At 60.2% G+C, this 23,264-nt stretch carries 33 protein-coding genes and 1 pseudogene; 18 read left to right on the top strand and 16 right to left on the bottom strand.

All coding sequences use genetic code 11. From position 1 onward, the window contains the following. Positions 1–2: 2 nt before the first annotated feature. The 7 genes from CEY09_RS30245 to CEY09_RS30215 are packed head-to-tail and all read right to left on the bottom strand — an operon-like array spanning position 3 to position 5,906. Positions 3–470, bottom strand: coding sequence for a hypothetical protein (locus CEY09_RS30245; RefSeq protein ID WP_088591444.1), 468 nt, complete (start codon positions 468–470; stop codon positions 3–5). A gap of 12 nt (positions 471–482) precedes the next feature. Beyond that, a complete protein-coding gene (locus CEY09_RS30240) occupies positions 483–1,721 on the bottom strand; it encodes a hypothetical protein (RefSeq protein WP_088591443.1) in 1,239 nt (412 codons plus the stop codon). A gap of 2 nt (positions 1,722–1,723) precedes the next feature. Further along, positions 1,724–2,578: a phage minor head protein gene (locus CEY09_RS30235; protein WP_088591442.1), complete on the bottom strand. Its 855-nt coding sequence runs from the start codon at positions 2,576–2,578 to the stop codon at positions 1,724–1,726. A gap of 43 nt (positions 2,579–2,621) precedes the next feature. After that, positions 2,622–3,989: an anti-CBASS protein Acb1 family protein gene (locus CEY09_RS30230; RefSeq protein ID WP_088591441.1), complete on the bottom strand. Its 1,368-nt coding sequence runs from the start codon at positions 3,987–3,989 to the stop codon at positions 2,622–2,624. A 2-nt stretch (positions 3,990–3,991) separates the two neighbouring features. After that, entirely contained in the window at positions 3,992–4,189 is a 198-nt protein-coding gene (locus CEY09_RS30225) for an aldehyde dehydrogenase (protein WP_088591440.1), read from the bottom strand. Further along, positions 4,190–5,440 carry a PBSX family phage terminase large subunit gene (locus CEY09_RS30220; RefSeq protein WP_088591439.1) on the bottom strand — a complete coding sequence of 417 codons (1,251 nt, stop codon included), beginning with the start codon at positions 5,438–5,440 and terminating at the stop codon, positions 4,190–4,192. It abuts the gene before it with no gap. Beyond that, positions 5,418–5,906: a terminase small subunit gene (locus tag CEY09_RS30215; RefSeq protein WP_088591438.1), complete on the bottom strand. Its 489-nt coding sequence runs from the start codon at positions 5,904–5,906 to the stop codon at positions 5,418–5,420. Before CEY09_RS30215 ends, CEY09_RS30220 begins: the two co-directional genes overlap by 23 nt. A gap of 55 nt (positions 5,907–5,961) precedes the next feature. Here CEY09_RS30215 and CEY09_RS30210 point away from each other — a divergent pair, with 55 nt between their 5' ends. Further along, on the top strand, positions 5,962–6,999 hold the full coding sequence (locus tag CEY09_RS30210) for a putative phage abortive infection protein (protein ID WP_088591437.1): 1,038 nt from the start codon (positions 5,962–5,964) through the stop codon (positions 6,997–6,999). Positions 7,000–7,284: 285 nt separating this feature from the next. Here CEY09_RS30210 and CEY09_RS30205 read toward each other — a convergent pair whose 3' ends face one another. The 9 genes from CEY09_RS30205 to CEY09_RS30160 all read right to left on the bottom strand — a co-directional run bounded on the left by CEY09_RS30205 (position 7,285) and on the right by CEY09_RS30160 (position 12,722). Continuing rightward, positions 7,285–7,626 carry a hypothetical protein gene (locus CEY09_RS30205; RefSeq protein WP_088591436.1) on the bottom strand — a complete coding sequence of 114 codons (342 nt, stop codon included), beginning with the start codon at positions 7,624–7,626 and terminating at the stop codon, positions 7,285–7,287. Between the two features lie 100 nt (positions 7,627–7,726). Next, positions 7,727–8,020 (bottom strand): hypothetical protein, encoded by a 294-nt coding sequence (locus tag CEY09_RS30200; protein WP_088591435.1) that lies wholly within the window; start codon positions 8,018–8,020, stop codon positions 7,727–7,729. After that, on the bottom strand, positions 8,017–8,409 hold the full coding sequence (locus CEY09_RS30195; RefSeq protein WP_088591434.1) for a hypothetical protein: 393 nt from the start codon (positions 8,407–8,409) through the stop codon (positions 8,017–8,019). The genes CEY09_RS30200 and CEY09_RS30195 overlap by 4 nt, the downstream gene beginning before the upstream one ends. A 329-nt stretch (positions 8,410–8,738) precedes the next feature. After that, a complete protein-coding gene (locus CEY09_RS30185; RefSeq protein WP_088591432.1) occupies positions 8,739–9,104 on the bottom strand; it encodes a RusA family crossover junction endodeoxyribonuclease in 366 nt (121 codons plus the stop codon). A 1-nt stretch (position 9,105) separates the two neighbouring features. After that, a complete protein-coding gene (gene dnaB, locus CEY09_RS30180) occupies positions 9,106–10,497 on the bottom strand; it encodes a replicative DNA helicase (protein ID WP_088591431.1) in 1,392 nt (463 codons plus the stop codon). Next, positions 10,494–11,336 (bottom strand): hypothetical protein, encoded by an 843-nt coding sequence (locus CEY09_RS30175; RefSeq protein ID WP_088591430.1) that lies wholly within the window; start codon positions 11,334–11,336, stop codon positions 10,494–10,496. Before CEY09_RS30175 ends, dnaB begins: the two co-directional genes overlap by 4 nt. After that, positions 11,336–11,794: a hypothetical protein gene (locus CEY09_RS30170; protein ID WP_234818434.1), complete on the bottom strand. Its 459-nt coding sequence runs from the start codon at positions 11,792–11,794 to the stop codon at positions 11,336–11,338. Before CEY09_RS30170 ends, CEY09_RS30175 begins: the two co-directional genes overlap by 1 nt. Further along, a complete protein-coding gene (locus CEY09_RS30165) occupies positions 11,791–12,204 on the bottom strand; it encodes a recombination protein NinB (protein ID WP_234818433.1) in 414 nt (137 codons plus the stop codon). The genes CEY09_RS30170 and CEY09_RS30165 overlap by 4 nt, the downstream gene beginning before the upstream one ends. After that, entirely contained in the window at positions 12,201–12,722 is a 522-nt protein-coding gene (locus tag CEY09_RS30160; protein ID WP_088591429.1) for a phage regulatory CII family protein, read from the bottom strand. The genes CEY09_RS30165 and CEY09_RS30160 overlap by 4 nt, the downstream gene beginning before the upstream one ends. A gap of 63 nt (positions 12,723–12,785) precedes the next feature. Here CEY09_RS30160 and CEY09_RS32215 point away from each other — a divergent pair, with 63 nt between their 5' ends. The 17 genes and pseudogenes from CEY09_RS32215 to CEY09_RS30070 all read left to right on the top strand — a co-directional run. Continuing rightward, positions 12,786–12,944: a hypothetical protein gene (locus CEY09_RS32215; protein ID WP_158218692.1), complete on the top strand. Its 159-nt coding sequence runs from the start codon at positions 12,786–12,788 to the stop codon at positions 12,942–12,944. Further along, the gene (locus tag CEY09_RS32345; RefSeq protein ID WP_088591428.1) at positions 12,941–13,105 is read left to right on the top strand and encodes a hypothetical protein; all 165 of its coding nucleotides are present in this window, start codon (positions 12,941–12,943) and stop codon (positions 13,103–13,105) included. The genes CEY09_RS32215 and CEY09_RS32345 overlap by 4 nt, the downstream gene beginning before the upstream one ends. Positions 13,106–13,448: 343 nt before the next feature. Continuing rightward, on the top strand, positions 13,449–14,453 hold the full coding sequence (locus CEY09_RS30145) for a S24 family peptidase (protein ID WP_088591427.1): 1,005 nt from the start codon (positions 13,449–13,451) through the stop codon (positions 14,451–14,453). A gap of 280 nt (positions 14,454–14,733) precedes the next feature. Then, on the top strand, positions 14,734–15,237 hold the full coding sequence (locus tag CEY09_RS32085) for a hypothetical protein (RefSeq protein WP_143219589.1): 504 nt from the start codon (positions 14,734–14,736) through the stop codon (positions 15,235–15,237). 1,083 nt (positions 15,238–16,320) lie between these two features. Then, a complete protein-coding gene (locus tag CEY09_RS30130; protein WP_088591424.1) occupies positions 16,321–16,653 on the top strand; it encodes a hypothetical protein in 333 nt (110 codons plus the stop codon). 440 nt (positions 16,654–17,093) lie between these two features. Then, positions 17,094–17,348 carry a hypothetical protein gene (locus CEY09_RS30120; RefSeq protein ID WP_088591422.1) on the top strand — a complete coding sequence of 85 codons (255 nt, stop codon included), beginning with the start codon at positions 17,094–17,096 and terminating at the stop codon, positions 17,346–17,348. Between the two features lie 41 nt (positions 17,349–17,389). Continuing rightward, on the top strand, positions 17,390–17,665 hold the full coding sequence (locus tag CEY09_RS30115) for a hypothetical protein (RefSeq protein WP_088591421.1): 276 nt from the start codon (positions 17,390–17,392) through the stop codon (positions 17,663–17,665). A gap of 47 nt (positions 17,666–17,712) precedes the next feature. Further along, complete coding sequence (locus CEY09_RS30110) at positions 17,713–18,000, top strand: hypothetical protein (RefSeq protein ID WP_088591420.1); 288 nt, start codon at positions 17,713–17,715, stop codon at positions 17,998–18,000. 559 nt (positions 18,001–18,559) lie between these two features. Further along, entirely contained in the window at positions 18,560–18,832 is a 273-nt protein-coding gene (locus CEY09_RS30105; RefSeq protein ID WP_088591419.1) for a hypothetical protein, read from the top strand. Between the two features lie 87 nt (positions 18,833–18,919). Further along, positions 18,920–19,285, top strand: coding sequence for a hypothetical protein (locus CEY09_RS30100; RefSeq protein ID WP_088591418.1), 366 nt, complete (start codon positions 18,920–18,922; stop codon positions 19,283–19,285). Continuing rightward, the gene (locus tag CEY09_RS30095; RefSeq protein ID WP_088591417.1) at positions 19,285–19,476 is read left to right on the top strand and encodes a hypothetical protein; all 192 of its coding nucleotides are present in this window, start codon (positions 19,285–19,287) and stop codon (positions 19,474–19,476) included. Before CEY09_RS30100 ends, CEY09_RS30095 begins: the two co-directional genes overlap by 1 nt. Position 19,477: 1 nt before the next feature. Beyond that, complete coding sequence (locus CEY09_RS30090; RefSeq protein WP_088591416.1) at positions 19,478–20,578, top strand: hypothetical protein; 1,101 nt, start codon at positions 19,478–19,480, stop codon at positions 20,576–20,578. A gap of 7 nt (positions 20,579–20,585) precedes the next feature. Further along, positions 20,586–21,332 carry an ERF family protein gene (locus tag CEY09_RS30085; protein WP_088591415.1) on the top strand — a complete coding sequence of 249 codons (747 nt, stop codon included), beginning with the start codon at positions 20,586–20,588 and terminating at the stop codon, positions 21,330–21,332. Further along, complete coding sequence (locus CEY09_RS30080; protein WP_088591414.1) at positions 21,332–21,967, top strand: lambda exonuclease family protein; 636 nt, start codon at positions 21,332–21,334, stop codon at positions 21,965–21,967. The genes CEY09_RS30085 and CEY09_RS30080 overlap by 1 nt, the downstream gene beginning before the upstream one ends. Next, positions 21,967–22,494 carry a single-stranded DNA-binding protein gene (gene ssb / locus CEY09_RS30075; RefSeq protein ID WP_088591413.1) on the top strand — a complete coding sequence of 176 codons (528 nt, stop codon included), beginning with the start codon at positions 21,967–21,969 and terminating at the stop codon, positions 22,492–22,494. Before CEY09_RS30080 ends, ssb begins: the two co-directional genes overlap by 1 nt. Positions 22,495–22,565: 71 nt before the next feature. Continuing rightward, the gene (locus CEY09_RS32210; RefSeq protein WP_158218691.1) at positions 22,566–22,724 is read left to right on the top strand and encodes a hypothetical protein; all 159 of its coding nucleotides are present in this window, start codon (positions 22,566–22,568) and stop codon (positions 22,722–22,724) included. Positions 22,725–22,728: 4 nt separating this feature from the next. Then, positions 22,729–23,264: pseudogene (locus CEY09_RS30070) on the top strand (hypothetical protein); the annotation flags it as partial.

Below are 23,264 nucleotides of genomic sequence, written 5' to 3'. Positions count from 1 at the left end.
CCTTAGCGGATCTTGATCGGGACCAACTGGTCCAGCGTCGACGTGGTCGGGGTCGTGCCGGGGAAGGCATTGGCCGGATCGTCGATGTACGCATGGATCGGATCGTCAGTGACGGCCAGAGCGAAACGGCCATCGGCGTTGATCGTCAGGGGCACGTCGTCTGCAATCGCGACGCCGGCCACCAAGCGGCCAGCCATCAGGTCTGCCGAACGCGGCGTGTAGAGGCGCATGGACGAACCGCCGCCAACCTGGTTGTCGTCGACGGAGCCGTGCAAGTGCTCGCCGATCAGGTACCAGAACTCGCGCACGCCCGTAATGCCCTTCTGGACGGTCATCTCGCCGGCGGCGGAGGTGATCGTGACCGCCGTGCCGGGCAGAAAGGCGCCCGTGGCGGGCGCGTTCACTTCGCGCGTTTCGGGCGTGGTGCGATGAACGCCACCACGGTAAATCTTGTTCCATTTCACAGCCATGATCTGGGCTCCTTATTCCGGGACGTCGTCAAAGCGCGGCTTGCCGGAATCGGCAACCTGGCCGTTGGTGATCGGCGCCGCAGTACCCAGCGCCTTGAACATCGCGTCCAAGGGCTCGCCATGCAGCGCATTGGCGACGATGTCACCATGCACAGCGGCAACGGCCTTGCGCTTGTCGGCTTCCTCGGCCTTCGCATTGGCGGTCAACGCGTCGGACAACGTCTTGTGGTTCGCTTCCAGGCCCTCGACCTTCTCGGTCAGCGGCTTGAGTTGGTCCGCCAGGTTGGCGGCGATGGCTTTGCTGATATCGTTGGTCAGCTCGGCCTTTTCTTCAGCGGTCAGAGGCATATTGCCCTCCAGAGTGTTATCAGGCCGAGCCTGATGGTTGAAAATTCGTTTGACGCTGTTCACCACGGTGGTGACCCAGGATTCCTGGCGGACGACGGGCGAGCCAACGTCATCGAAGACGATCTTTCCGCCTTCAGTGGCATAGCCGTAGACTTCGGCGACACCGCCGTTACGCACCAGGACAGCCTGGGTGTCGGTGAAATCGGCCACCCAGACGTAATCCTCTGCGCCCGGGGCAAAGCGGGCTTTGGCGGCGGCCTGGATGCGGTTCTCGCGCTCGCGGAAGGATTCACCTACCAGCGCACCGGCATTCACATGGAGCGGCTTGGCTTGGTCAGCGTTGACCATCAGGCCCACACCCTGCTCGGGGGTGGCGGCGCCCGGCTCGTCAAGCAGGATGGCGTCGTGATCGATGCCATGAATCTTGGCGGTCCATTCATAGCCATCGGCGTTGACGGCCGGCTCACGCTCCAGGAAGACGGCGACGCTGGTATGCACGGGCTCGCCCTCCCCCTTCTCAAGCTGCTCGACGCGCTCAATCACGCGCCGGCCGCCGTCCGAGTTCTGTGCGACCTCGACGTCGATCCACTTTTCGGTGTAGACGCGGTTGCCGACCAGCTTTGTATTGCGGTTCCAGGCGCCGATATGCCCCAGGTTGATTCCTTCCGGGGAGAAGGCGGACACAAAAGCGCCGTTTACGGTCGGGTGACCAAGCGGGGCCAACGTGCCTTCAAGCTTCTTGTAGTTGGCGACGATTTGGTCTTTCGGGTACAAGCCACCGTTCATCACCACGTCAAACGGCATGGTGTAGCTGGGGATTACGATGTGCTCACGGCCGTTGTGCTGCTCGCGGCGGATGGACTTGCTGTTGACCTGCGTGCGGATGTTTACCTGCATCGGCATGGCTATTCCTTGTCATCGGCCCAGGGGCCGTTGCCTTTGTCTTTCATCACCTGGTAGTTCTTGCGCGCCCGATCGACAATCGCAGGCACAAGAGGCTCGCCCTTCTCGTCCACCAGGACTGATACTTGGCTGCAATTGCAGTTGATGGCGTTCGCATCGCGTGCGTACCACTCGCGGGTTTCTTCGCTGGTGAACAGCTTCGCGTGCCGGCGGGCATGCGTCAGGCGCGTGGTCGGGCTAAGCGCGGACATGTGCATCAGCTTCGCCTGGGTGCCGTAGTCTTCCTGGGCCTGGTCTTGCTCGTCCCAGCGCGCACGGCGTAGGGCCATGGGCACTTCAGTACGTGCAATGCGGTGGCCCCGGCGGGCTTCTATGCCCGTCTGCTCCGTCAAATTCCTGGCGATGTCGCGCGGGTTCAAGCCCCGGCCGATACCGTCGGACAGGATGCGTGACATATCCGCCTTGACCTGACCGGACAGGCCTTTCATTTCTTCAAACTGGCGCGCTCGCACTAGAGACAGACGCGCCTGATATGGCTCGGATCTGAGCAACGCTTGCAGAGAGTCACGCCCCGCCTTGTAGGCCGGCGACTGCTGGCCAAGGTTGGCGAACTCCTGCGCTGTGCCGCGCTGGTAAGCCACCCCCACATACGACTCAAACAGCCATAGATTGCGTGCCCCGCCTTCAAGCAGGATCTGGTCAACGAGGCGGTCTGTGTCAGCGAAGATCGACGACAACAGCGCCTGATCCAGCCTGAACGTATAGCGCTTGTTCACGACCGGCTCGGCCGGAATGCGGGCCAGCGCCTCAACGTATCCATTCCGAATCCGCCGCATGCGCCGGTCAAAGTCCTTCATGGCGCCCCGCTCCAGCCGATCAACCCCTGTCGGGTCTGCCTGATTACTCGGCAGGATCGGTGATCGGGCCATCGTCGTCCTCGTCTTCGTCGGGCAATGGCTCGGTGTCGTCGCTGGGGTCGTATCCTGCCGCCTCGCGAATCTCGTCCGTGGTGAACACCTCGGCGCCTGAGCTCTGGGCGGTCTGGTTGATCTCGCTCATCACCTTGGCGTTGCCCAGCTTGTCAGCCTGGGTTGCTTCGGTCAGGTCGTCCCACATCACCGTGTATTCGGATATGGGTTTGACCACGCCGATGCGCGTCAGATGCTCCACCAAATCGTGGATCTCCATACCCAGGTCGGCGCGCCGCGATTGGCACCGGGCGTTGAAGTATTTCTGGTCTTCCGAACTGGCGCGCTCGCCGGTCTGCATACCAACCAGGATCTTGCTGGGGATATCCAGCGCGGCGCCGGCCGTTTGCAGGTTCACGTTGTACGTCGGGCCAGGGTCGGCAACGGCGGTAACCAGTGGGTTGACCGTGGCGCCCTGCGTGACCAGTAGAGCGTCGTTGCCTCGATTGACCTCACGGGCCGCCTCATTGAAGCGGGCCTGCAACTGGTCCAGCGAGACACCATAGGCCTGGGCAATGCTGCCCAAATCCACTTCCTTGTCGTAGCTAACCGACAGTTGCCGGGAAGCGTTCTTCAGGAAGGATTCGCCCGATCCGCCTTCAACCTTTTCCAGGCTGACGAAGGCGTTGTAGGCCGGCTCCAGGAAGCCGATGGCATCACATGAGGCATCGCCCAGGATGAAAACGCGGTCGGGGTGGATGTCCACCTTGCGCCCGGCATTCCCTTCCATTCCGTACTCGGTGTACTGCCACTTCGTGACAGTGCCGTATCCCTCGTCCTGGGCGTTGGTGTTGAATCCTGTCGGCTTGAGGCTACCCGCCCAGGTCGGGATCATCTTGACCAGTTGCGAGCCTTTGCGCTTGATGGGCTCATCCCAGCGGCCGCTGTCGCGCACTTGAAGCAGCAGGCCCGAATATCGACCTACCAGACGGCGCTTGTCCGCCTCGGCCACCGCGCGCCAGAACTTCGGGTTGAAGACCTGCTTGTTGCCGCGTTCCCAAGCGGTCTCATCCGTCGCATTGTCCTGGTCATCGCCCTCGATTACCCAAGGATTCGTCTTCCAGCATGCGGACGTAATCTTTCCGATGGCGCCGTGCGCGATACCGCCCCGGCGATACAGCGCGTAGAAGTCGGAAAACCCGATTTCTTCGGGGAAGCCGTACTCACACCAGGCCTGCGGGCGCTTGTTGTCGATGCCCATGCCGCCGAGCAACCCCGTGCGAGCGCGGGCGATCTGCGCCTGGCTCAGTGCGGCGTTCACCGCCAACTGGAGCTGTGCATCTTTGTTCGTGTCTGACATGCTCATTCCGATTTGAGAATCAGGCCGGGCCTGTCGTCGTGGCGCACTAGCTCAACACTCGATTGATCCGGATCGCGCCAGACGGCTGTACCCTCGGCACCGGCATTCTCGACAGCCACGGTGCGCGCGCACGAGACGCACTTCGCCCGCACGACCATGGACTTGCCATTCGCGCGCTGCGTGACCTTAAAAATTGCCATTTACCGTCCTGGGAGAAGCATGCCGACGGAGCCGCGGCGCTTGATAAGCGGCCCCAGCGCATAACGTGTCGCGTCGATGTAGTGATTGTTTTTGTCTACGATCTCGGTGAGAACATCGCCAGTCAGGCGGTCCACCTTGTAGCTATAGGTCCTGGCCTCGTGTAGTGTCTTGACGCAGCGAGGATGGATGATGATTTCCTTGTAGCTGCGCAGGTGGCTGATGCCGTCCTCAACGCTGCCCTTCCACTTCTCAACGCCAACGATCCTAGGCAGCGCCAGGCGCGTGCCGTTACCGTTGCTCTTTACGTGGCTGATCGTCTCCGGCCGGGCAGAGTCTGCGCGCACTGTGTGGCGCTCGACACCCGGCAGACGGTCGATCATGAACTTGGCAATGTCGTCGTTTTCCAGGCCAACCTTGCCGGCCTCGTACTCGATATAAAGCCTTTGGTCATGAATGCCGCACCGCACGCCGGCTGTCGGGTCTTGAGAGAACCCCCAATCAACGCCGAAATACGGCCCATCGAACTGGTCAAACTCGAATTCTGCTACTCGATACTTGCCGGCCAGGATCTGCGCCTCGCTGTTCTCGCGATACGCGCCGTCCCAAATCCACGCATACGTCTGATCATCCAACCGATCTCGGTCGTCAAGCCGTTCCTGCTCAAGCTCGGCAGGGAACCATGGATTGTCGGTGTAGTTGAGCTCGACAATCTTGGCGCCGGTCGGCGGGCTCTTGCGGAACCGCTCATCCGTTGGGCTGCCGTCCTTCTCCGGGTTCCAGGTGATCCAGATTTCGGAGCCCGATTCGCGGACGGTGGGGGCCAGCTTCTGCCAGGCGATCTTACTGACGCTTTCGGCCTCATCAACCCAAGCTATGAGGATGCGTGCCTTGGATTTAATGCTGTCTACGTTGTGACGAAGGCCTGCAAAGACGTATGAGACGCGGCGGTTCTTCGTCCGGACGTACTTCTCACCAATTTCAAAGTAGCCATCAAGCCACGGCACCGAGCGAATTGCCTGTTTAACCTCCTCCATAGAGGAATCTTCCAGGCTATTCATGAACTCCCGGCCGCACAGGATCACGCCAGACGCGCCGGCCTCCGCGAACATGTACGCGCGAACGGCGGTCATCAAGGCGAACGAGCGGGTCTTCCCCGATCCCCGCCCACCATGCGCGCCCCTGTACCGGGCCTGACCACTGAATACTGGGATCAGCTTTGGTGGTAGCTCAATCCTCGCTCTGTCGGACATTGGGCGCTACCAGCTCGATCGTCGTAGGCATCGTGGGTATGGGGCCGCCATCTGGGCCTGAGTGTTCAAGCTTTTCCTTGAACATGCCGATGTGCTTACCCAGCAGCTCCAGGGCTTTGTTCGCGGCGGTCGGCTCGAACGCGTTTACGTCGACCTCTACCGACTCGGCCGTTCCTGCCTGAGCGTTCTTGATGACCTCGGTGATCCGGATCGGCTTGCGGCCCATGCAGATGTCACGAAGCTCGCGCAGGTCCTTGATGACCTCGTCTTGAGTTACCTCTGTGCGCTTGGCACGCGCTGCCTGAGCTTTCTGAATCGCCGCGGCGATTTCAAGTTTCTTCAAGTTCTGCTCGCCGATCTGGCCAGCAGTCTTCTGGCTATACCCCGCCCTTATCGCCGCTTGCGTGGCGTTGAGGTCAACGAGGTACTCATCCACGAAGCGGCGCTGTTTGTCTGTCAGCGCCATTTTCTCTATATTCCGGTTACAAAAGCTTTCTGCGCATATAAGTAGCTAACCTGCCATGACCGATACACAAAAAAAAACCGCTCTGCACCAAAAGCCTTCCAGGCTGGTTTGGGTTCCGGTCGTAGCCGCTCTCCTGTTGGTAGGCGCCTATGTAGCCTATTTTGGGGTTTATAAGTCTGCGCCGATGGGACAGCCAGAAAGCTGGGGCCAGTTTGGTGACTTCCTAGGCGGCCTCCTCAATCCAGTGGTAGGAGTTGTGACCGTCACTCTCCTAGTTAGAACCCTTCTGTCCCAGCAACGAGCGATCGAAGTACAGGGCGAAGAACTCGAACTGCAACGCCACGAACTTCAATTGCAACGCGCGGAAGCGGCGAAGTCGACAGCAGCTCTGGATGCGCAGCACAAGGCAATCGTTTTGCAGAGCTTTGAACAGACCTTCTTCGCATGGCTGGCAAGCTACAGGTCTATGGTGGGCAACCTGGTTGGAAATTCACACCAGCTCAATGGTGCTCAACATCTTGTTGCTCTCTGCCAACCGTTTCGAGAGAACCAAGCTGACAAAACTCGTGAACAGGGAATACCACTCCCAGACTCGAACCCTGTTATCAGCTATGTCGACGGAGTATTTGACTATCTTCAGGCGGGCGACGGCATCGTGGTGCGCAGAGTTGAGCGAGCTGTGATGGAGTTTGATCTGGTGTACCGCAACAATCACTCGACCTTGGGGCCCTTGTTTCGCACTCTATACAGGCTTCTAGATTGGGTAGATAGATCACCGCTCTCCAATCAAGAGAAGTGGCACTACATCGCAATCGCGAGATCCCAACTATCGTGGGGAGAAATGTTTTTCCTAGCTTTCAACGGGCTCACCCCCCGCGGCAGCAACTTCGTACCATTGATGAACAAGTATGCAATCCTCGACAACTTAGAGGGATATACGGATGGACTTGTTCTTGTCATGCGGGAAGCATTCTTGAAGAAGCCGCCGACGTTTCATTGGATCTCCGCCAACTCGTGGCGGTACAACGCCAAGACCTTCAGTTCCCCGATAGCTAAACTGGAATTGGGCATTGTGGAGGCAAAAGATCTTTAGTCCGATCTTGCGCGCGACCGACACAAGCGATCCTGACGGTCTTTGGCACAGACCGGGCAATCTGGTGGCAACTATCAAGACACTATCCAGCTTTTCCGGGCTGCGGTGCGCGGCTTGGCCTGTGACCTGGCGGTCGGAACGGCCGATTCGCCCCATCCTGCGCATAAAAAAACCGCCCGGAGGCGGTTGTCCCTAATGCAACACTAATGGCGCCCGACCGGCTAAACGGCCGATCCAGCAAGAACGGCTGCATCTATCCGTAAACCGAGCGACGAAGCGTCGCCCTTAGCTCCAATCACTGGCGGCCGCCGTCACATCAACGTCCATTCCTGCGCCCTTTGCTGCGCGCGCCAGTCTGACTACCGCATCGTCTTCGTAGCTCAGGGGCCCAACTTGGTCGACATCCTGCGGCAACGCGCTGACCGACCATGCTTCCATTTGCGCGGTTTCCGGAAAAACAACCGTGATCTGTTGCCCCGTTGCGGCTTCCCGCAGTATCAGCGCATCGATCGCCCCGAATTCCTTTGGAGCGGGGTGCACGTCAAACCCCGGAACTCTTGCAAGCTGATCTTTTATGATTGGGTGACTGTCCGCATGGAAGACAATGGAGCGTTGGTGGCGAGACATTTTTGAACCTTCGAATTGAAAGATCTCTTAATGCCACCGTTCACCCGAAATTGCAACATCTCACACGAAAGTGTCACGCCCCTGGCTGATACAGGCTGATTTAGGGCGCAAGATCCCGCACGTATTGTGATGGTTTCTGAAATGCTTTTCCAGAAGCCGATGTTATGGTTTCCCACCAGTATTCAACATGGACGCGGCTTTCTGCCTCGTCGCGGGTGGTGGCTATCTGCCCAGACTCTTCCAGCGCTACAAGAACGCGCCACACGCCAGTACGCACCACGGCGCGCTGGCGCTGATCGGCTCTAGGTGCCACGTGATTGATGATTTGACGCATCTTGAACCGGCGCCCCGGGAACGCTGCCAGCAGGTCAATCACTTCGTGCGCATACTTCATTCGAACATCCTCCATACCTGCTGCTTAAAACTGCCCAGCGCCACCTTGTAGTACGGCAGCGCGATCCCAATCACCCGGCACGCCTTGTCCTGGCGAAGGTGCGCCGGCAGATCGCCATACTCATTGCGGCGCGTGTACTCCGCCTGGATCACCCGCTGTTCCGCCAGAGGCAACGCCTCATAGAGCCGGTTCACCTTGCGCGCGCGGTCGTGGTTCACAGGGATGCGCGGGAGTTCGTCGTCATCCTCGTGGCCTGGCTCCGCGGGGAAGGCGCATACGGCCGGCTCGTCATGGATCGGTCGCCCCGGCCCCGGCCACTCTCCTTCCCACTGAGCCCTCGCCCAGTTGTGGATCTCGTCCTCTACCCACCGTGGCAGACTGTTATCCATTGGCCACCTCGTACCGGCTGCACTTCTTCCCGTAGGGCCTTCCCTTCAAACAGCGCGTGATCGTGTCGCCGAACGGGGTCTCAACGGGCTTGGCGTGAGCGCAACCAGCGCACGACCGATTAATCGCGGCCTGTTGGCGGCTCATCACGACCAGCATCGGATCGCGCAACTCCCACCGTTGGAGATCGACCGTCATACCAGCCACCCCCGACGCCGGGCCCATGCCAAGTACGCGGACTCGAATGTCGCGCGCGGGCTGGGCCCAACCGCCGCGCACCACACCAGCCACATACCTCCCTCCCGCCGGGCGCGGGGCTTCTCGATGATCGTCATATCGTCACCTGTTCGATAGTTACGCGGACCAATCCGCCCTTGGCCTTTTCCCGAATCTCGGCCGGCGCGAAATGGAATCCTCGGTCATTCACGCCGATAGCGTCCGCGATACCGTCGGTCGCGGCTTTCATCCGCGCTGCCAAGTTGTCGCGGTCATAGGCGCGCGCATCTGGCGGAAAGAACTCGTACGCAAGACGGACCGCCAGGAATTGACTGAATCCGTCTGCTTTGGAAAGCGCTGAGCGAGCCAGCAACCGCGCAGCGGTTCTATATCGCTTCTTCGCTTGAGAAACGGGCGCCCAATGCCCCCGGTGGTTCGGGCTAAGCTCCTTGGGCGGCCAGGGAAGTTCAACAGTGATCATCTCAATCCCTCAACTGGCTGTATTTCTGCTTCGGTTTGAACTGCACGGCGTTGCGTGCTTCGGTCACGGCTTGAATATCGGCGTCCAGGAATCGCGAGTGCTGGCCCTGGAACGTCAGGAAGACTTCACCCAGAGGGCCCATGCGCTGCTTGCGAATCAGGACTTCGGCCAAGCCCTTGAGCTGGCTATCTGGCGTGTAGTAGTCGTCGCGGTACGCCATCAAGATGACGTCGGCGTCCTGTTCGATGGCGCCGGACTCGCGTAGGTCACTCATCAGCGGGCGCTTGTCGACGCGTTTTTCAACCTCGCGCGAAAGCTGGGAAAGCAAGATGATTGGGCAGCCCAGTTCACGGGCCAGCAGCTTCAGCGCCCGGGTGATGCCGCCCAGCTCTTCGTTCCGGTTGCCACCCTCTCCCTGCATCAGTTGCAGGTAGTCGATGACGATCAGGTCCAAGCGTTTATGCCGCTGGCGCACCTTCCGTGCCGCTATGCGGATGCGGGATGCATTCGCCAGACGCGGATCATCAGCAATGACCAGTTTCTGGTTTTCCAGGCGCCCCAAGGCCGACGTCAATCTTGTGAAGTCGCCCTGGCTCAAGCGCCCCGTACGCATCCGTTGGCTGTCAATTTCTCCGAATCGAGACACGCTGCGCTCAGCCAGTTGGCGAGAAGCCATTTCCAGGCTGATGACGAAAGCCACCTTCCCGTCAACAGCCACGTTCTCCGCAATGTTCACGGCCAAGGTCGTCTTACCCATCGACGGCCGGCCAGCAACAATGATCAAGTCCCCAATCTGCAAGCCGCACGTCTGGCGGTCCAGGTCTTCAAAGCCGGTCGATAGTCCGGAGACCTCGCCGCCGTGTTCCATCCTCGCTTCAAGCGCCTCCAGAACGCCAGGCAGCAGTTCGCCGATCGGCTTCGGGTCTTCCCCGGCTTCGCGTGTGTCTGCCAGCGCCATGGTCATGCTGGTCGCGCGCTCGATCAGTGCAGAAGCCTCCCCCGCCTCGTCAGCCAGCGCCGCGATCTGCTGCCCCAGAACCTGCAAGTCACGGCGGATGCGGTGCGATCGAACGATTTCGGCATAACGCCGGATGTTGGCGCTGCTGGGCGTGTTCTGCGCCATCGCGTTCAGATACGCAATGCCGCCCGTTTGGTCGGAGTCGCCGGCTGCCTGCAAAGCGTCATGCACGGTCAGCACGTCAGCCGGCATGCCGCGGTCAAGCAACATCGCCGCGGCGCCGAAGATCAGTCGGTGGTCATGGCGGTAGAAGTCCTCCACCGACACGCGTCCATCCAGACGTTCCCAAGCGCCGTTATCCAGAAGCAGACCGCCAAGGATCGACTGTTCGGCGTCCACCGAATGCGGCGGCACACGCAAGGCTTCGGCGCTCATGCTGCCTCCTTGTGGGCATGAAGCCGCTGGGCCTGGATGCCTTGGGTCGTCAGCGAGTACGTGCCGTTGGCTGCATCGGCATACCAAAGCCGGTAGTAGCCCTTGGTCACGTAGTTCAGGAAGTGCTTGCGCCAGTCAGCCTGCAAGCGGCGCTCGTTGGTGCCACCAGGCGAGTGCTCGCCCTTGAAGACGTCCCATGCAAGTTGGACAAATTCCATCGGCAGCTCGACACCGTCCACGTACTTGCGCAGAGGCTCGTACCCGCTGATCGCCGTCTCGCCGGCCTGTCGGCAACGGTCAAGAAAGGTTTTCAGCGAACAGCGCTCTTTGCGTTCCCGCTTGGGTTTGTCGGCCGAAGGCTCGTCAGACTCTTCACCCCCCTGGCAAGGGGGGTTGGGGGGTAGTTCTTCTTCTTTCTCTTCTCTTTCTCTAGCTAACGCACCCGTAACGCTAGTAGCGTTACTCGAATCATCATGGTTAGTTTCATGGGCGTTACCGGTACGATGGTTCGCCACCCTTTTTGCAGTCTGGGCGCGTTTCTTTGCGGAAGCTCCGTTGTGGTCCTCAAAGTTCAAGATCGAAATCCCATTTGAATGATCTTCAATCCAACCGATATCGACGAGCGCCTGACCAAAGCCAGGAACGCCGGTCTTCCTATCAATCTGACGGCACGAGAGGCCCGGCATGAATCCATCAGCCGTATGCTGGTCAGCGGTAGACCAGAGCCAGTAAAGACCGCCAATGACGGCTGCCTCGCTGGTGTCCGTTAGGTCAACCAAGCGGGCGACGCGAGGGTCATCCCACAGGTTGCCGCGCATCTTGATCCAGTCTCCAGCCATCACTCGTCCCCTTTCACCAAGCGGCGCAGCGGCTCCACAGCGCGCTGGTAATGCATTTCGACTTCTGCCGGCCACTTGCCCAACTGCATCAACGCGGCACGGGTTGCGTCCACGTATTCCCATTCGCGCTTCCAGCGCTCTGCGCGCGGAATGCCGCCCTGGTCATGCTGGCGGTGAAGTTCAGGGTTCAGCGGGAAGCAAAGGCTGTCGCACGCCTTCAGTGCGCCGCCCTTCCCCAAGTTCACATGGCAAGCCTGGGCGGGCTTCCCCGTCACCAGGCAGCCGAGCGCGGCCACGTTGCGGCGGTGCTGCTCACTGCGGAGCAACGTCGGCAACTTGTGGCCAGGCGGGCGGTAGAAGCCCATGACAATCTCGACCTTTCGGCCCAAGCCTTCGCCGCGCTCCGCTTTGGAGCGCTTCATCGGCGTCTTGCGCTGGAGGGTCGAGTTGCGAATCACGCGTCTCTCCCAAGGCTGGTGCGCGACCACTCAACGCCCTTGCCGTTGCCGAATGCGTAGGCGAGTTCGATGAGTTCCGTCATCTGATTCACGGTCATCTTGCTGGTGCGTTGGCCCAGCAGGACCATGCCGCCGTCAATGCCCATCGCCATCCGTGTTTCACGGCGCAGGCCGGCCGTCAGGATGTCCTTGACCTCTTCCGGCGCCACCTTAACGAGCGCGCCATTGACGATGAATTCAACTTGGCGGCTGATGTCGGTCAGGATCGACCACATCATGTCGTTCTGCGCCAGCGTGCGAGTACGAGGCTTGATCTCCACTCGGTAGCCTTCCGGCGCGTTGGAGCAAGCGTAGGCAGCGTTGCGCCGTGCCAACGGGTGCGACAGGACGAACACTTGTTTGTCCATCATTGCGCCCGTCCCTTCGACACCGCGCGCAGTACATTGCGCTCCATCCGATGCAAGATCACGCGGCCTGCACGGAACAGCGGTACGAGCATGTCGGCGTCGTTCTGGCACAACACACCATCAGCGATCGCATCACGGAGCTCGGCGGCGATCTTGCCCACCTTCGCCATGACTTCCATCAGCTTTTCTTGGAGAGCCGCCAGTTCGTCCGGATGACCGCTGGCCGGCGGCGGCGGAACGAAATCCACGAACAGCCCTTCCTGCGCGCAAAGCGACAGCAACCAATCGCGGGACTTGTCGGACGTGGTGATGTCTCTTTCCAGCCACTCGGTCAGCAGGACCGCAACGTCAATGTCCAGTTGCTCGTCGCCTTTCAGCTTGCGGCGCAGGGACTCAGGATGAATGGACGTGTCACGTCGCTCGGTGAGGAAAGTCGCAGCCGCTGAAACGCCGCCATCAGCCTTGCGCACTGTGTTGTAGAGCGTGTCGCGCCACTGGGTATTTGTGTAGTGAGCGGTCATAGGGCTGATTCCTTCAAAATTTCAACGTTTCGGTATTTCTGCGCCGCCTATAAAGTTCGGCACATGGAAAACAACAACGAATCCAAACCTGTGACCCGAGCGCACCTCTTCGCGCGCATCGATGCCACCCTTCTCTCTCAGCCGTCCGAGCAAACGGCCGAAAGCGAAACCGCGAAGCCGCAGGACGTAGAAATTCCCGCCGAAGACGCCGAAAAGAAATGACCGAGACCGAGCAGCTTTTGAAGAACGCGGCCGCAGTGGCCAAGCGGACGTTCATCGACCCCACCGAAACGGCGGTGCTGGAAATCTTTAAGGAGCTGTGCGCCGAGCGTGACCGCATGGCGTGGGCGACCGACGGCCGCGAATCGGCGACGGTGCATTGATGTCATGCCGCCCTCGCCTCTTCACCAGCGAGCTCAGGCCAGATGCGCGAGAAGTCATCCGGCCGTTGGTCTTGCCGGCGGATAACGCCCTCTGTGGCCAGTTCCAAGCCAACACAGTTTTCGGGAGACGGGAGCCGATCCTTGTACCGAGTGCGCCACTGCCGTATTTGCGCGTCGTTCTTGACGTCGTAGCCAAGCTCGACCATGCGCGCACGGAGTTGCGCCACAGTCAGGGCGCCAGGGGAAGACAGGTATGAGTTCAGGTCCATTCGCACATACTAGTAGCGTTTGCTACGTTTCGCAAGTAGCAAATGCACCCGTAGCACATGCTACTTTTCCGCGCATGAATGAGGTTGAACTAAACGAGTTCCGGATTGCGCGCCTAGCGGCTGCCGTGGACCACGTATCGCAAGGGAACAAAACCGACTTTGGACGCCGGCTTGGCTACAAGGACGGTGCATTTGTTCGCCAGATGATTTCTGGCATTCGGCCCGTAACTGAGAAAACCATCTGGGCCATTGAGACGATGCCCGGCATGAAGGGGTGGTTTGACGCCGACGGCGCCACAGAAACATCAAACCCGCCCTCACCTGCGCCCTGGCCCTTTCCTGAAATCCCAGAGCAAGAGGTGCGCGCCCTGCCCCCAGCCCAGCTGAACGCGCTGCAAGGAGCGCTGGCACTGGCAATAGCGCAGCTGAAGATCGGGATTAAGGTAGCGGCGACAACTGCGCAAAAGGCCACCAGTTCGACCCGTGGCTCAGTGGTGGATACTCACGCGGCTGATGACGCATTCCCGATGCGGGAGGTGCTCGACCATCCAGCAGCGGGCTCCGGCAAGATTCTGGTCTCTGCCAACGTGACCACGGGTGCGCGCGCCGCTGCCAACGACAGCTTCGAGCCAGTACCTGAACTGGCAGATGTCCGCCTGGCTGCCGGTGACGGCATCGAGAATCACGCGGAGGATCAAACCGACGTCATTCAATTCCGTAGGTCCTTCCTGCGGTCGGTCGGCGCTGATCAAGGGAAAGCAGTCGTTGTGTATGCAAAAGGCGACAGCATGGAGCCGCTCATCAGAGATGGCGCCGCCCTGCTGCTCGTGCCTAATGAGAGCCTGACCATCCGCGACCTTGCCGCCGGCGGCGTGTACGCCATCAACTATGACGGCAAGATGATCGTCAAGACTGTGGCGCGAGACAACCTCACTCAGCGATGGGTGGCACGGTCTTTGAACGCGTCCTACCCAGACATCCCGCTTGAGAATGGCCACCCGGTGCGGGTGCTGGGCCAAGTCGTTTGGACTGGCGCCAGACTGCGGGATGATGAGGCGGGGCAGTGGGTGAGATCTTAAGACTGCCGTGAACGGCAGCGTCTACAACAACAAGCGCCGAAAACGGCGCATAGCCTTTTTTCACAGGAGAAGCAATAATGGCTACGAAAAACAATGACTATCGCCCCGGTAAAGGCGAAGAGTCGAACGAAAGCTGGAGCAACGAAAACCATCGCGACAGGCCCACCCCTAACCGCGACCATGGCCGCAGCATAGCCAATGACAGCAATCCCCCTAACATTGAAATGGTGCAACCGCGGCGTAGTGGAGGCGGCAGCAACGGGGGCAACGGGAATGGGAAATGAGCGCAATCACCCCTGAATACAAGACACAGGTGAGCATTCGGTATCACCGAAAGAGAGAGCATTTTTTCCGAATTATGGATAGCCTTGGCAAGGGGATTTCGGTACTTGCAATCGCATCATTCGGTGCTTCTAAAATTTCGGTCTTGTTCGCTGCTGTTGTAGGGGTGATAAGCGTTTCATTCACTATCATTTCGCTAGTACTGGATTTTTCCGGTATGGCAAGTAAACACTCGGCGCTGGCTCAACGGTTCATTGATCTACTGGCGAGAATCCAGTCTGGTTCGCTGGAACAGGCGGAGCAAGTAGCACAATTTCATTTGATAGCTAAAGATGAGCCCCCGGCCCTGCGCGGACTGGGGCAACTGTGCCAAGATGAGCAGGATGCCGCAGAGGGCAAGAACGTTAAGCCAGAATGCTTGTCGATGCGTCGCCGCCTGGCTGCTCAGTTTGGCTTTGGACAAAGACCAATTGATTTTGAGCACTCTGAATCGACAGCCTAGCATGTCATCCAGCCACCTCCGGGTGGCTTTTTTATTGCCTACTGCAGTGGCTTCCAGTCCGGATCTGGCCCATACAGGCAAGCGTCCTGCACTCCCTTAAGTATCTGCATTGGAGACATCCCGGCTAAGTCCCTCTCAAAGTAGACGACGTTCACCGTCTGCTTCAGATAAGCGTCCGATGCCTTGATCCACTTTTCCTGACGAATGAGAGCAAACGCATCTGCCGGCGTGCGCCCGGTGTCTCGATATATCGCAGCTAGCTGATTTGCTGAGGCTCGCTGGCGGCACTCGCCGGCGAGTGTCTCTCTCGCCTTCTGGACATCCCAACCCTTTTCGCCCAGAGCCTTCGCATAAACGGGCGCGGCTGAGCATGCCCGACTTCCGATTGGGCTCGGCGCTGCATGAAGACTGCATTGGCCACTCGCCCGCATGTACTTCTGACTCAACTCGCGCACTTCTCTAGTGAATTCCGCGGCGGAGGCGGCACTCGTACCAACGACGGCTAGCAGTACGGCTGCTAATGCCCCCTCTAACAAAAGCCATCTCATTGTCTGCCCCTTAGTGACGAAGCCATGCGGGATGGTATCGCGCCTCACTGTTACAAAAAAGCGTAGCATTTGCTATTGAACAAAAGCGTAGCGTTCGCTACTATCTGTTCAACGCCTCACCAATCACGCCGAGGCCCGCTCTTTAACAACCCGACCAAGACCGTCCCGCCTGCGCTGAGAAGCGCGGCGCCGTGGGAATTCCGTGGATGCCCTGGACGAAAAGAACCGAAAACCAGCACTCCGGCGGTGAGCTATCGGGAGAGATAGACGCAGTCCGCCGCGACCTGGTGTCTGGCGAGAAGTTGGCCAGCGCGTGCAATCAGCCGAACGCGGGTATTCGGAGGAAGACCACCGGGAGCAGTCCGGGACCCATGACCGTTGCGAGCCTGCATAGACAGGGAGTCGCGCAATCGGCGTGTCGGGCAGCGCCCTACCTGGAGCCGCATTAGCGGGAACAGCCAGGTAGCGCACTGCTCCGGAATTCATCCGCCAGCCCGTTCCTAGAGCGGGCTTACGAATGAACAAGGAGATGGCAATGGCCAACATCAAGTACTTCAGCGACGTAACTGGCGAGCCCGAAGCCTTGGTCGCGCCTCACGGAATGAACAACGCCGAGTTCGCCGCGCGCTGGCCCGGCGTGCGCGGGATTCGGTACGACGGCTACCAGATGCTGATCGGCCACGTCGGCGGCAACCTGGGCGGTGCCGTTCTGCCTATCACCCGCAAGATCGAATACAAGGCCCAGCCGTCTCGCCACGAGTGCAACGCCAAATGCCTGAATGGCAAGCACAACGGCACCTGCGAGTGCAAATGCGGCGGCAAGAACCATGGCGCCGGCATGTTCACCTCTCATTTAAAGGCAGCCTGACATGAACGAAGGGCCAATGCTGGTCGTGATCGACGCCCGCCGCAACCCTTGGCGGCTTACCAGATTTGACGGACGAACTATGGGAGAGACGGCGGAATTGATTGTCCCGCCCGGATCTTCGAGAGAAGAGGTTCTGGAGGCAATCGAAGGATTCCGCGTCCGATCTCTGGAGGCTGTCGAAGCTGAAGCCTAACGCCTGCGCCGTGACAGGACGCAGACACATGAGTCCTGAAAGAAGCGGCGGCGTGGGAACTCCGAAAGGACAACACAGACACGCAAAAGCTGGAAATACGCCGTGGTTCGACTCCACGGGGAAGAGAGGAATAGCGCGCTACCAGGCTCGTGCGCGTCTATTTGCGAGGCACGTCAGACAGTGTCATGCCGGGGTGGTGTCCGGCCCGCTTCTTTCAGGATTCATACCGATTAACAAGGAGAACGAGATGCCGCTGTATCGAGTGAACGCGTTGCTTGACTTGGACATGGTTGTAGAGGCTGACAACGAGGACGAGGCCTGGAACGTGGCCCGAGAAGACTGGAAGGAAGCGGCATCAGATTCCCGCAAAGACGTGCAGATTTATGTTGTCGGCGAGATCAAGCTGACCGACAAGCTGCCGCCCGGCTGGGACAAGGATTGCATCCCGTATGGCGGCGACGGCAACACGCGAATCCGCGACCTATTGCCTAGCGCCGACTAACCCCCCATCCCGTTGATAAGCCCGAGGGCAAAGGAGAAGAGATGGATTTCCCGATCCACTACCCGGCAAGCATCGATGTGCTTGTCTACATCACTGATGGGGCTAACCAGCAAGGTACTGCGACCGTCAGCTTCAAACCGGGCAAGGAGATAACAAAGCAGGACGTCCGCGATGCCGTTGCTGCCCTGGAACGGGACAGCATGCCGGAGGGCTTCCGCCTGATGACCAAGCGGGAAGTCTGGAACTGGATTTGCGAAGACATGGTGGGTCGAGGCGCGCAGTTGGCTATGCCGGGTGGTGAAGACTTCGACGAATAACCATCCCTCCTCACCCCGGGGAGCAGTCCGATAGAAAAGGAGAAAAGATGGGACTCACTGTCCATCAAACCCACGAAGACGATTTCGCCAAGATTGTCCGCACGGACTCCGGGCGCCAGGTGCTGTACTACACCGACAGCAGCGAAGACGGAGAGCCGCAAGTCATCGCAGTCACTTCTGTTGAAGGCGTCACGGTACGCGTTGGCATGACCTTCAAAGACAGCGACTCGGGCCACGACAAACGAGACAAGTTCTTCGGCGAAGTGGCCACAGATCAAGCCAGCAAGTTTGAAGCGATGGCTATTGGCGCGGTAGTTGGCCGCCAAGCCGAGTAGCCCCTGTTTCTCCCCCTGGTGCTGCATAGCAGCCGTAAGCCGCACGAAACGCGGCGCTATCAACTACGGAGCAACAGGCAATGCTCTTGATTCTTTTCTGGCTGGGCGTGGAATTGCACACGCGCCACACCCGGCCTATCCACGGGCTGCCACCCGTGATCGCTGACAGACCCCGCGCTGCACGGCCGAGGCCGTGGAAAACGGAATGGGGTTAGTGCCGACCTAACCAACTATAGATAGCGGCTGGCAGGCCGCACAAAACCTTAGATAGCAGTGCGTCCGCCCTGGCGACGTTAAAGGCCAGGACTTCCCCCAGACGGTACTGCGGCAGCGCCTTAGCCACGCTGCACAACGTCAATTCTCAACACGCGAAAACGGGTACGACAAACCGGTGCTTTATCCGGGGCGTAGTGCCGTCTGGTGGAAGTCATTCAAAGCTTACGCAGCCCTCCCCCACCAGTTCAAGCAAGTCGCCTACAGCAATCCCGGGCCCGGGAGCGTGAGCGGTGATGCGCCGTGACTGGATGGCCGGAGGACTGCACCTAACACGGAGACCGCCATGGACACTTTCCACGGTGATGAACACCTCGAAGTACTCACGGCGTCGCCGCAGGAAGTTGGCGTCGTCATGCAGTCAACCCAGACCTGGGACTCTGACGGGCATACGGCCCACTGGTGGGCAGCACGGCTGATGGAGTCGGACCTGTTCCGCGACCTAGACGTGTACGACGCCGAACACATGCTGCGCGCAGTGATGCGCAGTGGCGATTCTCAGATAGCGCGGCTCCAGCGAAAGATCCTGGATGCGGTGCAGATCGAATTGGACGGCTGACATGGCCTATCTCGCCGGCCTGTGCGCCGCCCTTTACGCAATTGCCCTGATCGGCGACGCCTTGATGGCGCGCTGCTGGAGAGACAAATGAGCGCCCCGAACAGCAACATCCTGGCCCTGTTCCATGACGGCCACTATCTGGCCGAAATCGTCGGCGGCGGCATCCGCGTCGGCAAGCAGCAAGGCACTAGCGCTGACTTCCTGCCCGAATCGGTCGAAGCCCGACGCTTGGCGCGCCTGCATGAAGTCGGATCGATGGACCAGATCCATATTGAGGTACGCGCCCAGCTGGCCAAGCGCTCGGCAGCGGCCAGTGGCGCGAAGCTGAAGAACGGCGACAAGGATTGGGAAACCCCGTGCCAGAACTGTGAGCAGGTTCCTACCGTGCATCCCGTTGCCCTGTGCGGCCCGTGCTGCTTTGGCGAAGCGGCCACTGCTGGAGGGAACTGGTAATGATCCGCCGCCTCCTGCGCGCCCTGCTGCGACTCGACCGTCACGACTGGGTCGGTGCTGCCTGCGCCGTCGTCTTCATCGGCGGCATCGTCGTGGCCCTCGGCGACCGCCAGCAGCGCGACGAGCAAGCCCAATCCACCCTCACCGCTAAAGACGACGGCCGACCGACGGCATACGCATCCAAGGACTGACATGACCGAAGCAACCGAAATCGCCGAATTGCCGCCGAAGGAGTCCGCGCTGGCGGTGTACTGCAAGCCCAGCGGCCTGGAGCCTTGGCTGGAGAAGATCCGCGCCGAGGTGACTGGGCATGTGCCTGACCTCAAGACCAAGAAGGGCCGCGAGGCTATCGCCAGCTTGGCCTTCAAGGTCCGCAAGGTCAAAACTGCCCTGGACGGCATGGGAAAACAGCTGGTGGATGACCTGAAGGACGTGCCCAAGCGCATCGACGCCGAGCGCAAGCGCATGCGTGACGCGCTGGACGCCTTGGCTGACGACGTGCGCCGGCCGTTGACGGATTGGGAGCAAGCAGAGGACGCAAGAATTGCCAAGCACAAGGCAGGCGTTGAGTGGTTCCGACTGCGAGCCGAAGAGAACCGAGACCTGGATAGCGGCGAATTGAAGGCAACGATCGCCGAGGTTCAAGCAGTCAAGATCGGCGATCCGTGGGAAGAATTTGAGCCTGAAGCGCTTCGAGCAAAGGCAGATGCCCTGGAATCGCTTCAAGCAGCTCTGACGGCGCGCGAAAAGCACGAAGCAGAGCAAGCAGAACTGGCGCGCTTCCGAGCAGCTGAAGCCGAGCGCGAGCAGAAGGAGCGCGAAGAGCGCATTGCCCGCGAAGCCGCCGAGCAAGCCCAGCGTGAAGCCGACGCCCGCGCCCAAGCCGAACGCGAAGCCGTGATCCGGCGTGAGCAGGAAGCCAAGGCCGCAGCCGATCGCCGCGAACTTGAACTGAAGCTGCAAGCCGAGCAGGCAGAGAAAGCCGCGGCACAGGCCAAGGCGGACAAGATCGCCGCCGAACAGCGTGCAGAGCAAGAGCGCATTGCTGCCATGGAGCGCGAGAAGCAAGCCGCCGAGGCAGCGCGCCAAGCCGAGATCAAGCGCCAGGCCGACGCCAAGGCGGCAGAGGAAGCTGAAGCTGCCCGCCGTGAACGCGACAAGGCCCACAAGGGGAAGGTCAACCGCGCCGCGCTGGCGGCTTTCGTAGCCGGCGGGCTGCCCGAAGAGTGCGCCAAGTTGGCCGTCACTCTGATCGCAAAGGGGGAAATCCCCGCAATCAAGATTTCATACTGAGGACGCCATGAACGACGTTATCGAAGCCCCGGCCCGGGAAGTGGCAATGTCTGGCAGTGGCCCCGCAGCCAACTCGCCTATGGGCATGATGCTGGCAGCGCTGAACCAAGGCGCGCAGTTGGACCAGATCGAAAAGATGATGGATCTGCAAGACCGCTGGCAAAAGGGCGAGGCCAAGAAGGCCTATGACACCGCTTTTGCCGCCTTCAAGGCTGAGGCGGTCAAGATCATCAAGGGCAAGGACGTGAAGGACGGCCCCCTCAAGGGCAAGTCCTACGCCGAGCTTCACGACGTGGTAAATGCGGTCACGCCGGCACTGTCCAAGCACGGCCTTTCGTCCTCTTGGAAGCTGACCCGCGACGAGAAGGACTGGATGGAAGTGACGTGCTACTTGCGTCACGTCGGTGGCCACGAGGAAAGCGTATCCATGGGCGGCCCCCCGGATGCAGGCGGCGCCAAGAACGCGATCCAGGCGCGCGCAAGCACCAAGACCTACCTGGAGCGCTACACGCTGAAGGCCATCACGGGTCTGTCTGAGCAAGACGATGACACTGACGGCAATGCTGCACGCGATGAGGAATTGCGCGATTCCTGGATCAGCAAGATCGCACAGGCCGAAACGCTGGAACAGGCCGTGAAGACCTGGGAAGACGGCTGCGAAGCCATCCAGAAGACCAACAATCTCGCTGCCTTCGCGGCCTTCAAGAAGGCTTATGCGGACAAGCGCGCCATGCTCAAGCAAGGAGACGCCTGATGAACCTGATCACCCACACTGCCCCTCAGGGTTCCCCGGAATGGCTGGAGGCTCGCCGCGGCGTCATCACCGGCAGCCGCTTCAAGGATTGCCGCGACAAACTGAAAAGCGGGGCGCCTTCCAAGAAGTGCATGGACTATGCGATGGACGTAGCCCGGGAACGCCTGGGCGGCTCCGCAGCAGACAAGTTCGCCACGGCGGCGATGCGTACCGGCACCGAGCAGGAGCCCTACGCCCGCGCCGCCTACGAAGCCCGGACCAAGCTGTTTGTTGAAGAGGCCGGGTTCATTACCACCGAAGACAACCTGTTCGGCGTAAGCGTGGACGGCATGGTCGACGCCGACGGTCTTATCGAAATCAAAACGATGGTTTCGTCCGCGACCCTGTTCAACGCCGTAGTGGATGGGGACATCAGCGACTACATCGACCAGTGCAACGGCGCCATGTGGCTCCTGGGCCGCAAGTGGGTTGACCTGGTGCTGTGGGCGCCTGACCTGGAGCCGATCGGCCGGCACTTGACCATCCGTCGCATCGAGCGCGACGACAACGCCATCGAAGAACTTGAAGCCGACCTGATGGAGTTTGAACGCATGGTCACGAAGTACGAAACCCTACTGAAGAAGGAAGCCGCGTAATGGCCAGCGTCAACAAAGTCATCCTGGTGGGCAATCTCGGGCGTGACCCGGAGGTCCGCTACAGCCCCGACGGCGGGGCCATCTGCAATATGTCGGTCGCCACGACGTCCAGTTGGAAGGACAAGGCCAGCGGCGAAAAGCGCGAAGAGACCGAATGGCACCGGGTTGTCATCTACGGGCGCCTGGCCGAGATCGCCGGCGAGTACCTGAAGAAAGGTCGCTCCGTCTATCTGGAAGGCCGCCTTAAGACGCGCAAGTGGCAGGACAAGGACACCGGCGCTGACCGCTACAGCACCGAAGTCATTGCCGACCAGATGCAGATGCTTGGCGGTCGAGACGAGGGCGACAGCGCGCCGCCTGAACGCCAGCCTCAGCGCGCCCCAACACAGCGCCCGGCAAGCCAGCGCAACAAATATGCCGAGCAGAGCGGAGCCGGCCGGCCTCAGAGCTCAGGCGGTAGCTTGGCCGACATGGACGACGACATCCCATTTGGCCCGATGTTCGGTCGCAAAGCGCACTACCTCTAAGCCCCTCCCCCGCAGCCCCACCTTACCCCGCCGTCTGGCCGGGGCTGCCCTTCTATTGCCCGGAGATCCAAATGGAATCCAAAGACGCTCCCACGCCCGACGATGACCCGGTAGTTGATTTGGTGATGGCCTTGGGTCTTCCGGGTTTCTGTATTGGTCTTCTGTTAGCCACTGCCGCCATCTTCTACATCTGCCGCCGCGCAATCGAATTCTTCTTCCCCGGAGCCTGAGAGCATGAACACGAACAAAGATTGGCTGGACATCGCCAGCGCGCCGAAGGATGGGACCGAGATCCTGGCTTGGCGCAGAGATTGCGGTCAGTTTATCGCCAGCTACACGTCGCCGAGCGCGTTCCCCTTGACGCAGAAGGAGCTGGACGAAATGGATGAAGCTGATCTGTTCACGCAGGACTGGTTCACGCAGTGGCCGCACGCATGCCGCCTTGAAGGCAGCGAAGCCCCTACACTTTGGCAGCCCATGCCCACCGATCCCTGCGCGACCTGCGGTGGCCACGGAATGGTCGGCGGCTTGACCCAACATTCCGGATACGAAGCCGAGCCGTGCCCTGATTGTTCCCCCGCCTCCACGGTAGCGACTGAGGGGGAGAAGGCATACGGCAGTCCGGCAGATGTGGCCCGGCGCATTGAGCAATACCTGTACCACGATGGCCGGAAGAACTCGGCCACGCAGCTGCTGTACGAAGCCATGAAGGCGCTGCGCCGCCCCGCTCCCGCTGCTGGCGATGCGCTGGACCGAGATCAGCAGCGCTT

It is taken from the genome of Achromobacter marplatensis (genome assembly GCF_002209535.1).
Classification (GTDB): domain Bacteria; phylum Pseudomonadota; class Gammaproteobacteria; order Burkholderiales; family Burkholderiaceae_B; genus Achromobacter; species Achromobacter marplatensis.
Note: the sequence above shows the minus strand (reverse complement) of the source record. Positions and strands in the feature narration are given on the sequence as shown.

Excerpts from the sequence above, each read along its gene's own strand:
- CEY09_RS30245 (WP_088591444.1), bottom strand. The coding sequence starts at position 470 with ATGGCTGTGAAATGGAACAAGATTTACCGTGGTGGCGTTCATCGCACC.
- CEY09_RS30240 (WP_088591443.1), bottom strand. The coding sequence starts at position 1,721 with ATGCCGATGCAGGTAAACATCCGCACGCAGGTCAACAGCAAGTCCATC.
- CEY09_RS30235 (WP_088591442.1), bottom strand. The coding sequence starts at position 2,578 with ATGAAGGACTTTGACCGGCGCATGCGGCGGATTCGGAATGGATACGTT.
- CEY09_RS30230 (WP_088591441.1), bottom strand. The coding sequence starts at position 3,989 with ATGTCAGACACGAACAAAGATGCACAGCTCCAGTTGGCGGTGAACGCC.
- CEY09_RS30225 (WP_088591440.1), bottom strand. The coding sequence starts at position 4,189 with ATGGCAATTTTTAAGGTCACGCAGCGCGCGAATGGCAAGTCCATGGTC.
- CEY09_RS30220 (WP_088591439.1), bottom strand. The coding sequence starts at position 5,440 with ATGTCCGACAGAGCGAGGATTGAGCTACCACCAAAGCTGATCCCAGTA.
- CEY09_RS30215 (WP_088591438.1), bottom strand. The coding sequence starts at position 5,906 with ATGGCGCTGACAGACAAACAGCGCCGCTTCGTGGATGAGTACCTCGTT.
- CEY09_RS30210 (WP_088591437.1), top strand. The coding sequence starts at position 5,962 with ATGACCGATACACAAAAAAAAACCGCTCTGCACCAAAAGCCTTCCAGG.
- CEY09_RS30205 (WP_088591436.1), bottom strand. The coding sequence starts at position 7,626 with ATGTCTCGCCACCAACGCTCCATTGTCTTCCATGCGGACAGTCACCCA.
- CEY09_RS30200 (WP_088591435.1), bottom strand. The coding sequence starts at position 8,020 with ATGAAGTATGCGCACGAAGTGATTGACCTGCTGGCAGCGTTCCCGGGG.
- CEY09_RS30195 (WP_088591434.1), bottom strand. The coding sequence starts at position 8,409 with ATGGATAACAGTCTGCCACGGTGGGTAGAGGACGAGATCCACAACTGG.
- CEY09_RS30185 (WP_088591432.1), bottom strand. The coding sequence starts at position 9,104 with ATGATCACTGTTGAACTTCCCTGGCCGCCCAAGGAGCTTAGCCCGAAC.
- dnaB (WP_088591431.1), bottom strand. The coding sequence starts at position 10,497 with ATGAGCGCCGAAGCCTTGCGTGTGCCGCCGCATTCGGTGGACGCCGAA.
- CEY09_RS30175 (WP_088591430.1), bottom strand. The coding sequence starts at position 11,336 with ATGGCTGGAGACTGGATCAAGATGCGCGGCAACCTGTGGGATGACCCT.
- CEY09_RS30165 (WP_234818433.1), bottom strand. The coding sequence starts at position 12,204 with ATGATGGACAAACAAGTGTTCGTCCTGTCGCACCCGTTGGCACGGCGC.
- CEY09_RS30160 (WP_088591429.1), bottom strand. The coding sequence starts at position 12,722 with ATGACCGCTCACTACACAAATACCCAGTGGCGCGACACGCTCTACAAC.
- CEY09_RS32215 (WP_158218692.1), top strand. The coding sequence starts at position 12,786 with ATGGAAAACAACAACGAATCCAAACCTGTGACCCGAGCGCACCTCTTC.
- CEY09_RS32345 (WP_088591428.1), top strand. The coding sequence starts at position 12,941 with ATGACCGAGACCGAGCAGCTTTTGAAGAACGCGGCCGCAGTGGCCAAG.
- CEY09_RS30145 (WP_088591427.1), top strand. The coding sequence starts at position 13,449 with ATGAATGAGGTTGAACTAAACGAGTTCCGGATTGCGCGCCTAGCGGCT.
- CEY09_RS32085 (WP_143219589.1), top strand. The coding sequence starts at position 14,734 with ATGAGCGCAATCACCCCTGAATACAAGACACAGGTGAGCATTCGGTAT.
- CEY09_RS30130 (WP_088591424.1), top strand. The coding sequence starts at position 16,321 with ATGGCCAACATCAAGTACTTCAGCGACGTAACTGGCGAGCCCGAAGCC.
- CEY09_RS30120 (WP_088591422.1), top strand. The coding sequence starts at position 17,094 with ATGCCGCTGTATCGAGTGAACGCGTTGCTTGACTTGGACATGGTTGTA.
- CEY09_RS30115 (WP_088591421.1), top strand. The coding sequence starts at position 17,390 with ATGGATTTCCCGATCCACTACCCGGCAAGCATCGATGTGCTTGTCTAC.
- CEY09_RS30110 (WP_088591420.1), top strand. The coding sequence starts at position 17,713 with ATGGGACTCACTGTCCATCAAACCCACGAAGACGATTTCGCCAAGATT.
- CEY09_RS30105 (WP_088591419.1), top strand. The coding sequence starts at position 18,560 with ATGGACACTTTCCACGGTGATGAACACCTCGAAGTACTCACGGCGTCG.
- CEY09_RS30100 (WP_088591418.1), top strand. The coding sequence starts at position 18,920 with ATGAGCGCCCCGAACAGCAACATCCTGGCCCTGTTCCATGACGGCCAC.
- CEY09_RS30095 (WP_088591417.1), top strand. The coding sequence starts at position 19,285 with ATGATCCGCCGCCTCCTGCGCGCCCTGCTGCGACTCGACCGTCACGAC.
- CEY09_RS30090 (WP_088591416.1), top strand. The coding sequence starts at position 19,478 with ATGACCGAAGCAACCGAAATCGCCGAATTGCCGCCGAAGGAGTCCGCG.
- CEY09_RS30085 (WP_088591415.1), top strand. The coding sequence starts at position 20,586 with ATGAACGACGTTATCGAAGCCCCGGCCCGGGAAGTGGCAATGTCTGGC.
- CEY09_RS30080 (WP_088591414.1), top strand. The coding sequence starts at position 21,332 with ATGAACCTGATCACCCACACTGCCCCTCAGGGTTCCCCGGAATGGCTG.
- ssb (WP_088591413.1), top strand. The coding sequence starts at position 21,967 with ATGGCCAGCGTCAACAAAGTCATCCTGGTGGGCAATCTCGGGCGTGAC.
- CEY09_RS32210 (WP_158218691.1), top strand. The coding sequence starts at position 22,566 with ATGGAATCCAAAGACGCTCCCACGCCCGACGATGACCCGGTAGTTGAT.